This window comes from Streptomyces sp. NRRL B-1347 (genome assembly GCF_000720325.1).
Classification (GTDB): Bacteria; Actinomycetota; Actinomycetes; order Streptomycetales; family Streptomycetaceae; genus Streptomyces.
Genome location: NZ_JOJM01000016.1, coordinates 49,870 through 62,501, shown reverse-complemented (window position 1 = coordinate 62,501; position 12,632 = coordinate 49,870). Strand labels below are relative to the sequence as shown.

Genomic DNA, 12,632 nt, shown 5'->3' with positions numbered 1-12,632 from the left:
CGCTGGGACGACCGCCGATTACACAGAAGGGGCGATCATCTCTGGTCATCTCCGGGGCAACCCCGGACCCGGCTTGGCATCCGCGTACACCGGCAACGGGCGGATGGCGCAGGCGCGCTGGGTCCGGGGCGCGTTTCACGGCGTCAGATGCGACCGGCGCACTGGCGCGCCAGGCCGAAAACGGAATGAGGGCTGGCTGGAAGTCTGGCACGAGACGGCCGGTCGTGGGGGGTGAATCGGACTGAATCATGACGGACCCTCATGCCGACAGCGGCGGCGACCCCTCCGTCACGGCCCCGTCGGCGGCGGCACGGTCACGCGCGCGGCGCGCCGCTCGCCGTCCAGGACGCGCATCGCTCGCGCGAGCGTCGGCGCGTGCACCTCGCTCTCCCCGCGCTGATGCATGAGCGCCAGCGCGTCGCGCAGCTCGGTCGCCCGGGTGATCAGCGCCTGCGCGGCGCGCAACCCGCCGTAGGTGTGCTCGGCGCGGGCCGGGTTGATCCGGCCGAGGAGGTCGAGGACCGCCAGATAGGCGTCGACGAGCTCGCCTTCGGCGCGGGTCAGGGCGGGCAGCGGTGGCAGTTCCGGAAGCACCCGCGCCTCATCCCGCGTCCGGGCGCGCGGCCTTGCGGCTCGGGACGACCCGGTCCACCAGACCGTAGGCGAGGGCGGCTTCGGCGTCGAGCACCGTGTCCCGCTCGATGTCCGCCGAGACCTGCCCGGGCGTACGCCCGGTGTGCCGGACGAGCATCCCTTCCAGGAGCGCGCGGGTGCGCCGCAGTTCCTCCGCGCGGATGCCCAGGTCGGTCGGCTGGCCGCGCACCGGCTCGGGCAGGGCGGGCTGCCGGAGCAGCACCCGGGCGCCGGGCAGGATCGCCCGCTTGCCGGGGGTGCCCGCGGCGAGCGGCACCGCGGCGGCGGACGCGGCCTGGCCGAGGCAGACCGTCTCCACCTCGCAGGAGGCGTACAGCAGCGTGTCGTAGATCGCCGTCGTCGCGCTGAAGTCGCCGCCGGGGGAGTTGATGTAGAGCGAGATGTCCCGGTCCGGCGCCGCGTGCTCCAAGTAGAGGACCTGGGCCATCACGTCGTTCGCCGAGACGTCGTCGATCGGCGTGCCGAGGAAGACGATGCGCTCCTCCAGGAGCTTGGAGTACGGATCCCAGGTGCGCAGGCCCGAACTGGTGCGCTCGGTGAACTCCGGCAGGACGGAACGGGCGGACGGTCCGCGCATGGCACGCCTCCTGGCAGCACGAGGCCGCCACCGACCGCGACGGCCTTCTGTAAAAAATGTACAGGACGTACGTGACGATATGATGGGGGCATGGCCTACGAGATTCCGGTGACGCAAGCCCGGGCGGAGCTCGCCGACCTGATCAACCGCGTGGTGTACGGCGGTGAGCGCGTGGTCGTCACGCGGCACGGCAAGCCGCTCGTGGCCCTGGTGTCGGCGGACGACCTGCGACGCCTCGAAGAGGCGGAGGAGCCCGCGCAGGAGCAGGTGATCACCGCGGTGTCGTCGATCGGTGGCACGGCCACGGCCGCCGCCGGGGAGCGGCAGCGCTTCGGCATCGCGGCTGAGCACCACGGGCCGCGGATGACGTAGCGGGCCGACGCCGGCCGCACGGCCGGGCGCGGCAGTGAACCACGAACGTCGTGCGCCCCCGCCCGCTCTCGCGGACGGGGGCGCACGACGGCTCGCGTCGAAGCTCCAGGGGCGCGGGGGCGGCCCGCTCAGCCGACCGGCACCGCATCACGCGCCACGGTCGGCGCGCCCGTCCCCGGCGCGGGCTGCCCGCGCCGCGCCCCGAGCAGTACGGCTCCCAGGCCGAGCGCGGCCCACACGGCCAGGGTGACCGCGGGGCCCGTGGCCGCCGCGCCGTCGAAGAACGCCACCGACCTGAGCAGTGAGCCGCCCGCGCCCGGCGGCAGCAACTGTCCGATGAACCCCACCGGTTCGGGCAGCAGCTGCGGCGCCGACGTCACGCCCGAGAACGGGTTGCCGAGCAGCACCATCAGCAGGGCGCCCGCGCCGATGCCCGCCGGGCCGAGCAGCGCCGCGCACCCGGCCACTGCCGAGGCGATGGCGAGCGCGGTGAGCCCAAGCACCCCGGCCTCCGTCCACCAGTCACCGGTCAGGATGCCGAGCCAGCTGTGGGCGAGTGCCGCCGCGACCACGCCCACGAGGGCCGCCGCGAGCACCAGCGTGGCCGCGGCCCGCGCTCCGCGCAGCCCGCGCAGGGTGACGAGGGAGCCCGCCGCCACCCCGGCGATGGCCAGCGGCAGCACGCTCGACCCGAGCGCGGAGCCCCGCGGATCCGCGCGCGGCGCGGGCACCACGTCGACGGCCGTCACCCGCGCGCCCTCCGGCGCCCGCTCGGCCACCGCCTGCTGGAGCAGCTGGGCGACGACCGGGCTCGCCGCCGACGCGGTCAGGAGCTTCGGCCCGCGCTCGGTGACGACGACCGCGCCGTAGACGGACCGGTCCTCGATCGCGGCCCGGGCCGCGGCCTCGTCGGCGTACCGGTGGATGTCGAACGCGCCCTCGCGCTGCTCCAGCTGGCGCTGTACGGGGGCGGCCGCGGCCGCCGGGCCCGCGACGCCGAGCGGCAGGTCGCGCGGGGCGGTCCTGGCGGCGGGCCAGGCGAAGGCCCACAGGGCGAGCGCCACCAGGACAGGGACGAGCGCGACGACCGTCAGCATGCGCCCGGTCTGCGGTGATGCGGTCGTGGACGGCATGGGCATGGCTTCTCCAGCGCGGGAGGAGGGCGGACTCACAGAGAGATTTAGCGAGCAGGATTTAAAGAGAAGGATCGTTCGTTTTTGCTGTTGGCCCCACAGTGCGGCGGTGTGCGTCGCTTGTCAAGAAGGAATGTTCGTTCTACGTTGATTCGCATGGCCCGCGTATCCCAGGAACACCTCGACGCCCGTCGCCGCCAGATCCTCGACGGCGCCGCGCTCTGCTTCGCCCGCAACGGCTTCCACGCCACGTCGATGCAGGACGTGCTCAAGGAGGTCGGCCTCTCCGCGGGCGCGGTGTACCGCTACTTCAGCGGCAAGGAGGAGCTGATCAAGGCCATCGTCTCCGAGGTCCTCGACGAGATCCGGGGCATCTTCGAGGCCGCCGCGCGCCAGGTCCCGCCGCCCGCTCCGGACGTCCTCGTGGGCCGCGCGCTCGGCCAGGTCCTCGATCTGAAGCCGGGGCTGCGCGAGGGGGGCGAGTCGTACTTCCCGCGCCTGCTCGTCCAGGTGTGGACGGAGACGCTCCGCAACGCCGAGCTGCGCGAGGTCATGCAGGGCGGGTACGCGGCGGTGCGCGCGGCCTGGGTGCGGATCGTCGAGGGCTACCAGGAGGCGGGCATGATCCGGGCCGACGTCCCCGCCGACCACGTCGCGCGCACGATGATCGCCGTCGCGCAGGGATTCGCCGCGCAGATCGCGCTGTTCGACGGCGTCCCGGTGGAGGCGCTGCAGAGCGGCCTGCGCGGTCTGATGAGTATGGCGGAGCCCCGCTGACAGTCATGATCGGGTCAAAGGCTGGTTAACCTCGCTGAAACTCCGTCCAACTAGCCTGCCCTGCCACGCCACCTGGGGATTCCGTAAGCGAAAGTGGACACCGGCACGCGAGTCGCTGCGTGTTACATCTATCCCCGTCGCGGTGGCCGCGGCAGCCGGACCCCGCACGGTCCGGGGCGAGGACTGTGAGGTGGGACGTGCAACTGACCCCGCACGAGCAGGAGAGACTGCTCATCCATGTGGCCGCCGACGTGGCCGAGAAGCGCAGGGCGCGCGGCCTCAGGCTCAACCACCCCGAGGCGATCGCCCTCATCACCTCGCACATCCTGGAGGGCGCCCGGGACGGCCGCAGCGTCGCCGACCTGATGTCGTCGGGCCGCAGGGTGCTCACGCGGGACGACGTCATGGAGGGCATCCCCGAGATGATCCACGACGTCCAGGTCGAGGCGACCTTCCCGGACGGCACCAAGCTCGTCACCGTCCATGACCCGATCGTGTGACGGGAGTTCGCGCAGCATGAACACCGCGACCGCGACCGGCACGGGCCCAGGGCCGACCCCGGGGCCGATCCCCGGGGAGATCCTGTTCGCCGAGGAGCCCGTCCCCTACAACGAGGGCCGCGAGACGACCCGCCTCACCGTCCTGAACGCCGCCGACCGGCCCGTCCAGGTCGGCTCCCACTACCACTTCGCCGAGGCCAACCCCGGTCTGGACTTCGACCGCGTGGCCGCGCGCGGCAAGCGGCTCAACATCGCCGCGGGCACCGCCGTGCGCTTCGAGCCCGGCATTCCGGTGGACGTGGAGCTCGTCCCCCTCGCCGGCGCCCGCGTCGTACCCGGACTGCGCGGGGAGACCGGGGGCGCGCTCGACGCGGGCGAAGCCACTGGACCGCAGTCGACCGACGGCCCGCACGGGCGCCTCGCCGGCGGCGAAGCGAACGGAGCATCAGGTGCCTGAGCTGTCCCGAGCCGCGTACGCGGACCTCTTCGGCCCCACCACCGGCGACCGCGTCCGGCTCGCCGACACCGACCTGCTCGTCGAGATCGAGGAGGACCGCTCGGGCGGCCCCGGACGCTCCGGCGACGAGGCCGTGTTCGGCGGCGGCAAGGTCATTCGCGAGTCGATGGGCCAGTCCCGCACGACCCGTGCCGAGGGCGCGCCCGACACCGTCATCACCGGCGCGCTCATCATCGACCACTGGGGCATCGTCAAGGCCGACGTCGGCATCCGCGACGGCCGCGTCACCGGCATCGGCAAGGCGGGCAATCCGGACACCATGGACGGAGTGCACCCCGAGCTCGTCATCGGCCCCGAGACCGAGATCCTCGCGGGCAACGGCAAGATCCTCACCGCGGGCGGCATCGACACGCACATCCACTTCATCTCGCCGACCATCGTCGACGAGGCCCTCGCCGCCGGCGTCACCACGCTCATCGGCGGCGGCACGGGACCCGCCGAGGGCAGCAAGGCCACGACCATCACGCCCGGCGCCTGGCATCTGGCGCGGATGTTCGCCGCGATGGAGAACAGCCCCGTCAACATTGGGTTCCTCGGCAAGGGCAACACCACCAACGCCGCCTCGATGCACGCGCAGCTGCGCGCGGGCGCCGTCAGCTTCAAGATCCACGAGGACTGGGGCGCGACCCCCGCCGTCATCGACGCCTGTCTGAACGTCTGCGAGGACACGGGCGCCCAGCTCGCCGTCCACACCGACACCCTGAACGAGGCGGGCTTCGTCGACGCCACCTTCGCCGCGGTCGGCGGCCGTACGATGCACGCCTTCCACGTCGAGGGCGCGGGCGGCGGCCACGCCCCCGACATGATCACGGCGGTCTCGCTGCCGAACATGCTCCCCAGCTCGACCAACCCGACCCGCCCGCACACCGTCAACACCGTCGAGGAGCACCTCGACATGCTGATGGTCTGTCACCACCTCAACCCGGCGGTCCCGGAGGACCTGGCCTTCGCCGAGTCCCGCATCCGCCCCACCACCATCGCCGCCGAGGACGTCCTCCACGACCTGGGCGCGATCTCCATCATGTCGTCGGACTCGCAGGCGATGGGCCGCGTCGGCGAGGTCATCCTGCGCACCTGGCAGACGGCGCACGTGATGAAGCGCCGCCGGGGCGCCCTGCCCGGCGACACCCGCGCCGACAACCACCGGGCCCGCCGCTACGTCGCCAAGTACACGATCAACGCGGCCATCGCCCAGGGCATCGAGCACGAGGTCGGCTCGGTGGAGAGCGGCAAGCTGGCCGACCTGGTCCTCTGGGAACCTGCGTTCTTCGGCGTCAAGCCGCAGGTGGTCCTCAAGGGCGGGCAGATCGCGTACGCGCAGATGGGCGACGCCAACGCCTCGATCCCCACCCCGCAGCCGGTGCTCCCGCGCCCGATGTTCGGCGGCCGCGGCCGGGCCCCCTCGCTCAACTCCCTGAACTTCGTGACCCAGTCGGCCCTCGACGACGACCTGCCCGAGCGCCTCGGCCTCGAACGGCGCTTCGTCGCCATCCGCTCCACCCGTGGACGTACGAAGGCGGACATGCGGGAGAACGACGCCCTGCCCCGGGTGGAGGTGGCGCCCGACAGCTTCGCGGTCACGATCGACGGGGAGCTGGTGGAGCCCTCTCCCGCGGCCGAACTCCCGCTGGCACAACGCTACTTCCTCTTCTGACCCCGATTGCCGTACGACATGTCACGAGCAGCACTACTGATCCTGGCCGACGGCCGCTTCCCCGCCGGGGGCCACGCGCACTCCGGCGGCGCCGAGGCGGCCGTCAAGGCCGGACGGATCACCGGGGCGCCGAGCCTTGAGGCCTTCTGCCGCGGGCGGCTGCACACCACGGGCCTGGTGTCCGCCGCCCTGGCGGCGGCAGCCGCGCTCGGCGTCGCCGAACCGGCCGCCCTCGACGCGGCCGCCGACGCGCGCACCCCGTCCCTGGCCCTGCGGACCGCCGCGCGCAAGCTGGGCCGCCAGCTCCTGCGGGCGGCCCGCGCCACCTGGCCCGCACCCGAACTCGACGCGCTGGCCGGGGCCTTCCCCAAGGGCGCCCACCAGCCGGTCGTCCTCGGGGCGGCGGCGCGGGCGGCCGGGCTCGGGCCCGTCGACGCGGCGTACTGCGCGGCCTACGAGTCCGTCAGCGGCCCCGCATCGGCAGTGGTGCGCCTGCTGAGCCTCGACCCCTTCGACGCGACGGCCGTACTGGCGCGGCTCGGGAACGACATGGACCGGGTGGCGGCGGAGGCGGCGGCCGCGGCGGCACGCGTCCCCGCCGAAGGCCTCGACGCGCTCCCGGCGGCGTCGGCGCCGCTCCTTGAGATCGGGGGAGAGGCGCACGCGGCGTGGCCGGTACGGCTGTTCGCGTCGTAGGACCGGGACCGCAGGCGGGGCCACCGGCGGCGGGGCCCCACCGGCGGGGGTCACCACTGGCGGGTGCCCAACGGCGGGTGCCCAACGGCGGGTGCCACCAGCGAACCCCCAGCTGAATGCACTGAACTGAACGCCCATCAAGGAGAACCATGCACCTGGATCACACCCACGACGAGACCACGGCCGTGAGCGCGGACGCGCACCGCCCCGACGGCCGGCGCCGCGCCCTCCGCATAGGCCTGGGCGGCCCGGTCGGCACGGGAAAGACGGCCACGGTGGCGGCCCTGTGCCACGCGCTGCGCGAGGAGCTGTCCCTCGCCGTCGTCACGAACGACATCTACACCAGAGAGGACGCCGAGTTCCTGCTCAAGCAGGCCGTCCTGCCGCCCGAGCGGATCACCGCCGTGGAGACGGGCGCCTGCCCGCACACCGCGATCAGGGACGACATCTCCGCGAACCTGGAGGCGGTGGAGGACCTGGAGGACGAGGTGGGCCCGCTGGACCTGATCCTCGTCGAGTCCGGCGGCGACAACCTGACGGCCACGTTCTCGCGCGGCCTGGTGGACGCCCAGATCTTCGTGATCGACGTGGCGGGAGGGGACGACATCCCGCGCAAGGGCGGACCCGGCGTGACCACGGCCGACCTGCTCGTGGTGAACAAGACCGACCTCGCCCCGTACGTCGGCTCGGACCTGGGCCGGATGGCGGCGGACGCCAAGGCGCAGCGCGCCGAACTGCCGGTCGTCTTCCAGTCGCTGCGCTCGGCCGACGGCGTGACGGCGGTGGCCGAGTGGGTGCGCGCGCAGTACGCGGCCTGGGTCGCGGCCGACGCATGACGAGCCCCACGCTGGTGCGGGCCCTGGGCACCGCGGGCGTCAGCGCCACCGCCCGCGTCACCGCCCGGCCCGACGGCCGCGGCGGTACCGCCCTCCCGGTCTTGGCGGGCGAGGGCCCGCTGGCCCTGCGCCGCGTCCGCGCCGCGGGCCCGGCGGCGCACGTCCTGCTGGTCGGCGCGATGAGCGGCCCGCTGGGCGGCGACCACCTCACCGTCGAGGCGACGGCGGAGCCGGGCGCGCGCCTCCACATCGGTTCCGCGGCGGCCACGATGGCCCTGCCTGGCCAGGACGAGCGCGCGGCGCACTACGACGTGCGCCTCACCGTCGCCGAGAACGCGGAACTGCGCTGGCTCCCCGAGCAGTTGATCTCCGTACAGGGCAGTGACCTGCGGGTCACCACCCGCGTCGACATCGCCGAGGGCGGCAGCCTGGTCCTCCGCGAGGAACAAGTCCTCGGCCGCACCGCCGAACCCTCCGGCCTCCTCACCACCCGCCTCACCGCCCACCACGCGGGCCGCCCCCTCCTCGACCAACAACTGACCTGCGGCCCCAAGGCCCCACCGGGCTGGAACGGCCCAGCGATCCTGGGGGGCCACCGGGCGGTGGGGCAACTCCTCATCGTGAGACCAGTTTTCTCTAAAAATCCCCCAGAAGCGGCAGTCCTGGGCGAAACGGCCACCCTGACCCCCCTCGCGGGCCCCGCAGTCTTGGTCACGGCCCTGGCCCCCGACGCCCTCCACCTGCGCCACACCCTCGACGAGGCACTGCACCGCTGGGCCTGAACCCCACCCATCCAGCCCCGCCGCCCCAGACGCAGCTCCCGCGGCTCCCCGTTCGACTCCCCGAGCCAGCCGGAGCCCCAGCGTCCGCCCGCTGAAGTGCATGAACCGTTCACCGCACTGGCCGGTCCGTTTATCGGATTGGTAAAGAACAACAACCACACCTGTCCTCACCACCCCCGCAGACGGAAGTATCCCCGTACCGAGGGAATGACCGAAACGATGTGCGGGAGGCCTCACTTGACACGTACCCCGATGACCGCGCGGAGCAGACGAGCGATGACGTTCGGATCCGCGGGTGCTCTTGTTGCGGCGACGCTGATCGCGGGGGCGCTCGGTGCGCCCGCCGCCAGTGCCGATGCCGCCGGCGGCAAGGCCGCGTACGCCAAGGACCGGGAGGCCCGGGGGGCCGCCGTCGCCGCGGCGCGGGCCGCGAAGAAGGGCGTCGCCTGGAAGGACTGTCCGGAGGACTGGGGATTCGCGAAGCCCGTGCAGTGCGGGTGGGTCACCGTTCCGCTGGACTACGCCAAGCCCAACGGCAAGCAGATCAAGCTGGCCGTCGACCGCATAGGCAACACGGGGAGCAAGGAGGAGCGCCAGGGCGCGCTCGTCTACAACCCCGGTGGCCCCGGCGGCTCCGGCATGCGCTTCCCGCTGCGCGTCGTGAACAAGAGCAAGCTGTGGGAGAAGACCGCGAAGGCCTACGACTTCGTGGGCTTCGACCCGCGCGGCGTCGGCCACTCGACGCCGATCTCGTGCGTCGACCCGCAGGAGTTCGTGAAGGCGCCCAAGCTCGACCCGGTGCCCGACTCCGCGGCCGACAAGCGCGCCCAGCGCAAGCTCGCCGCCGAGTACGCGGACGGCTGCCAGGAGCGCAGCGGCTGGATGCTGCCGCACATGACCACCCCGAACACCGCGCGTGACCTCGACGTCATCCGCGCCGCGCTCGGTGAGAAGAAGCTGAACTTCCTGGGCGTGTCCTACGGGACGTACCTGGGCGCCGTGTACGCGACCCTCTTCCCGTCGCACGTGCGCCGCATGGTCTTCGACTCCGTCGTGAACCCGTCGCGGGAGAAGATCTGGTACCAGGCCAACCTCGACCAGGACGTCGCCTTCGAGACGCGCCTCAAGGACTGGATGACCTGGGTCGCCAAGTACGACTCGGTCTTCCACCTCGGTGACACGCAGAAGAAGGTCGCCGCGCAGTGGACCGAGCTGCGTGCCGCCGCGAAGAAGGCGCCGTTCGACGGGGTCGTCGGCCCCGCCGAGCTGACGTCGTACTTCCAGAGCGCCCCGTACTACGACTCCACCTGGGTCTCGATCGCCACGAACTGGAGCAAGTTCGTCGCCGGTGACCGCCAGCCGCTGATCAAGGCCGCCAGCCCGGACATGTCTGACATCGCGGGCAACAAGGCCTCGGAGAACAGCAACGCGGTCTACACCGCCGTCGAGTGCGCCGACGCCAAGTGGCCCACCAGCTGGAAGAAGTGGGACCGGGACAACACCCGCCTGCACAAGGACCACCCGTTCATGACCTGGGCCAACGCTTGGATGAACCTGCCGTGCGCCACCTGGTCCAGCAAGCAGCACCAGCCGATCGAGGTCAAGACCGGCAAGGGCCTGCCCGCCACGCTGATCGCCCAGGCCACGCGTGACGCCGCCACCCCCTACGAGGGCGGCGTGGAGCTGCACAAGCGCCTCAAGGGCTCGCGTCTGATCACCGAGAAGGACGCCGGTTCGCACGGCATCACCAACCTGGAGAACCCGTGCCTGAACGAGCGGGTCGACACCTACCTGCTCACCGGCAAGGTCGACAGCCGTGACGTGACCTGCGCCCCGCACGCCACGCCCAAGCCGTAACACCTGTGCGGTACCTGTACGACCCGTAGTAGTAGTGAAGTTTGTTGTCGGGAGATCGTCCTTGGCCGTTGGCCGGGCGGTCTCCCGACGGCGTTCCCGAGCGCCTCCGTCAGGCCGTTCGTGCCGTCAGCCAGGCGTCCTCCGCCGCGTAGTCGAAGAGGTCGATCACCGGATCGTAGGCGCGCGCGAGGACCGGGAAGGCGGTGCGCCAGTCCTTCCCCGCGAGCCGGTCGGCCAGCCAGGGGATCGTGCCGGACAGCGAGTCGGCGTACGTCGTGACCGCCCGGTAGCCCAACTCCCGCTCGGCGGCCGCCATGTCGTACACCACCGGATGCGCCGTGGTCCACGGCGTCAGGCCCACGCCCTTGCCGGGCGCCTCGCCCGCGACGAGTACCGTCTCGCTCGCGAAGCCCATCGCCGCGTCGATCGCCGCGCCGATCCCGGCCACCGTGAGGGCGTCCGGGTCGCCCGCGTTCAGGACGCGCGAGCCGGGCCGCGCCGCCGCGAGCCGCACCAGCTCCGCCAGGTTCAGCACGCTCACCGGGTGGAAGAGGCCGGTGCCGCCGTGGCTGAGGACGCGCACGCGCCGCCCGTCCAGGACCCGTTTGACGAAGTACAGCTCGCGCGGCGCCCGGCAGTGCGGGCCGTGGACCGCGCCCGCGCGCAGCAGCGTCGTCGGCAGCGCGGCGCCGAGCGCGAGCAGCTCCCGTTCGAGACGGACCTTGCGGGTGCCGTACGTCGCCTCGCCCGGCTCGACCGTCCGGTACGTCTCCGGGATCGGCACCGGGTAGCGCGGGAAGCCGTCCGGCTCGTCCTGCGTGTCGAAGCTGCGGCCCCGCTCGTCCTCGTACACCGCGCCGCTGGAGACCACCACGGCCGAGCCGACGCGGTCCCGCACCGCGGCCAGCTGCCGGGCGTGCTCCGCGCCGTACGCGACGACGTCGACGAGGACGTCGCAGCCGTCGCCCACGAGGTCCGCGACCGCGGTGTCGTCCTCGCGGTCGAGACGCGCCACGCGCACCCCGTCCGGCCAGCCGTCGTCGCGCCCGCCGCCGCGCGAGGCCGCCGTCACCGACCAGCCGTCCGCGGCGAGCGCCCGCACCGCCGCGCGTCCGATCTGCCCCGTCGCTCCCAGTACCACCACGTGTCCCATGACCGGAACGTACGCGGCCCGCGAGCGCGGCCCCCGCCCTTTCTGCGATCAGCAGAGCGGCGGGCGGGCACGTCGACGCGTCCCCGCCCGTCAGCTCAGCGGCATCCTCGGGAACCCGCGCCGACCGCCTTCGGCCGGCTGCCCGGCGGCCTCCTCCGCCTTCACGACGGCCGCGTACTTGTCGACGTACTCCTGCCCGGACAGACCGAGGATCGCGTACATGATCTCGTCGGTGACCGCGCGCAGGACGGCCTTCTCGCCGTCCATGCCCGCGTACCGCGAGAACTCCAGGGGCGCGCCGAAACGGATCGTCACGCGCTGGAAGCGGGGCACGACCTGGCCGGGCGGCTGCGCCTCGAACGTGCCGATCATCGCGCACGGGATCACCGGCACCTGCGCCTTGAGCGCCATCGCGGCAACGCCGACCTTGCCCTTGTACAGGCGTCCGTCGTGCGAGCGGGTGCCCTCGGGGTAGATGCCGAGCAGCTCGCCCTTGCGCAGCACGCCGAGCCCCTCGCGGATGGCGGCCTGCCCGGCCTCCTTGCCGGAGCGGTCCACCGGGATCTGCCCGGCGCTGCGGAAGAACGCGGCGGTGAGGCGGCCCTTGACGCCGGGGCCCGTGAAGTACTCGGCCTTGGCCAGGAACGTGATGCGCCGCTTGAGGATCGCGGGCATCAGGAAGTGGTCGGAGAACGACAGGTGGTTCCCGGCCACGATCGCCGCGCCGGACTCCGGGATGTGCTCGAGGCCTTCGATCCTGGGCCGGAACATCAGCCGGAGCAGAGGCCCGATCAACGCGTACTTGAGGACCAGGTAGAACATGCGGGCGCCGCCTTCCCCCGGGGGTGGTGCCGACGCACAGTAGTCAATCGGCGGCGCCTAGGCGAGAGCCCGTTCGGGTCGATTCGATCGCGCGGCCAACTGGTCCGTTCGGGTCCCGCCGTGCGTCCTTGCGGGGGAGTGCCCGGCGTGGCCGCTGGCCGGGCGCCGCCCGGCAGGGGTGCTCTGGGCCCGGCCCGCCGTCCTCCGGCGGGTCGGGCCCGGCGCCGTACGACGCGGTGGGCCGGTGCCGAGGCGTCCCTGACGCCACCGTCCGTGACGCCGGACGTCCCTGCCCGTGACGC

Annotated in this window: 13 protein-coding genes and 1 pseudogene; 9 read left to right on the top strand and 5 right to left on the bottom strand. The window is 72.8% G+C overall.

Annotation, left to right across the window (positions count from 1 at the left end):
• Positions 1 to 288 precede the first annotated feature (288 nt).
• A complete protein-coding gene (locus tag IG74_RS0116260; protein WP_030676655.1) occupies positions 289 to 594 on the bottom strand; it encodes a hypothetical protein in 306 nt (101 codons plus the stop codon).
• Between the two features lie 7 nt (positions 595 to 601).
• Positions 602 to 1,231, bottom strand: coding sequence for an ATP-dependent Clp protease proteolytic subunit (locus IG74_RS0116255; RefSeq protein ID WP_030676652.1), 630 nt, complete (start codon positions 1,229 to 1,231; stop codon positions 602 to 604).
• Between the two features lie 90 nt (positions 1,232 to 1,321).
• Here IG74_RS0116255 and IG74_RS0116250 point away from each other — a divergent pair, with 90 nt between their 5' ends.
• Entirely contained in the window at positions 1,322 to 1,603 is a 282-nt protein-coding gene (locus IG74_RS0116250) for a type II toxin-antitoxin system Phd/YefM family antitoxin (protein ID WP_030676648.1), read from the top strand.
• A 128-nt stretch (positions 1,604 to 1,731) separates the two neighbouring features.
• Here IG74_RS0116250 and IG74_RS0116245 read toward each other — a convergent pair whose 3' ends face one another.
• Positions 1,732 to 2,736, bottom strand: coding sequence for a hypothetical protein (locus IG74_RS0116245; RefSeq protein WP_030676645.1), 1,005 nt, complete (start codon positions 2,734 to 2,736; stop codon positions 1,732 to 1,734).
• 156 nt (positions 2,737 to 2,892) lie between these two features.
• Here IG74_RS0116245 and IG74_RS0116240 point away from each other — a divergent pair, with 156 nt between their 5' ends.
• The 8 genes and pseudogenes from IG74_RS0116240 (at position 2,893) to IG74_RS0116205 (ending at position 10,355) form a co-directional block, all read left to right on the top strand.
• A complete protein-coding gene (locus tag IG74_RS0116240) occupies positions 2,893 to 3,513 on the top strand; it encodes a TetR/AcrR family transcriptional regulator (protein ID WP_030676642.1) in 621 nt (206 codons plus the stop codon).
• A gap of 197 nt (positions 3,514 to 3,710) precedes the next feature.
• Positions 3,711 to 4,013, top strand: coding sequence for an urease subunit gamma (locus IG74_RS0116235; protein ID WP_030676640.1), 303 nt, complete (start codon positions 3,711 to 3,713; stop codon positions 4,011 to 4,013).
• Positions 4,014 to 4,029: 16 nt separating this feature from the next.
• A pseudogene (locus IG74_RS0116230) lies at positions 4,030 to 4,386 on the top strand (urease subunit beta); the annotation flags it as partial.
• 76 nt (positions 4,387 to 4,462) lie between these two features.
• Positions 4,463 to 6,184, top strand: coding sequence for an urease subunit alpha (locus IG74_RS0116225; RefSeq protein WP_030676636.1), 1,722 nt, complete (start codon positions 4,463 to 4,465; stop codon positions 6,182 to 6,184).
• Between the two features lie 18 nt (positions 6,185 to 6,202).
• The gene (locus IG74_RS0116220) at positions 6,203 to 6,880 is read left to right on the top strand and encodes an urease accessory protein UreF (RefSeq protein WP_030676634.1); all 678 of its coding nucleotides are present in this window, start codon (positions 6,203 to 6,205) and stop codon (positions 6,878 to 6,880) included.
• Positions 6,881 to 7,029: 149 nt separating this feature from the next.
• Positions 7,030 to 7,716: an urease accessory protein UreG gene (gene ureG / locus IG74_RS0116215; RefSeq protein WP_030676632.1), complete on the top strand. Its 687-nt coding sequence runs from the start codon at positions 7,030 to 7,032 to the stop codon at positions 7,714 to 7,716.
• The gene (locus IG74_RS0116210) at positions 7,713 to 8,498 is read left to right on the top strand and encodes an urease accessory protein UreD (protein ID WP_037825530.1); all 786 of its coding nucleotides are present in this window, start codon (positions 7,713 to 7,715) and stop codon (positions 8,496 to 8,498) included. Before ureG ends, IG74_RS0116210 begins: the two co-directional genes overlap by 4 nt.
• Before the next feature lie 252 nt (positions 8,499 to 8,750).
• Complete coding sequence (locus tag IG74_RS0116205; protein ID WP_030676628.1) at positions 8,751 to 10,355, top strand: alpha/beta hydrolase; 1,605 nt, start codon at positions 8,751 to 8,753, stop codon at positions 10,353 to 10,355.
• Positions 10,356 to 10,464: 109 nt separating this feature from the next.
• Here IG74_RS0116205 and IG74_RS0116200 read toward each other — a convergent pair whose 3' ends face one another.
• Both IG74_RS0116200 and IG74_RS0116195 read right to left on the bottom strand, forming a co-directional pair.
• A complete protein-coding gene (locus IG74_RS0116200; RefSeq protein ID WP_030676619.1) occupies positions 10,465 to 11,508 on the bottom strand; it encodes an NAD-dependent epimerase/dehydratase family protein in 1,044 nt (347 codons plus the stop codon).
• Positions 11,509 to 11,598: 90 nt separating this feature from the next.
• Positions 11,599 to 12,330: a lysophospholipid acyltransferase family protein gene (locus IG74_RS0116195; RefSeq protein ID WP_030676616.1), complete on the bottom strand. Its 732-nt coding sequence runs from the start codon at positions 12,328 to 12,330 to the stop codon at positions 11,599 to 11,601.
• Positions 12,331 to 12,632: the final 302 nt, after the last annotated feature.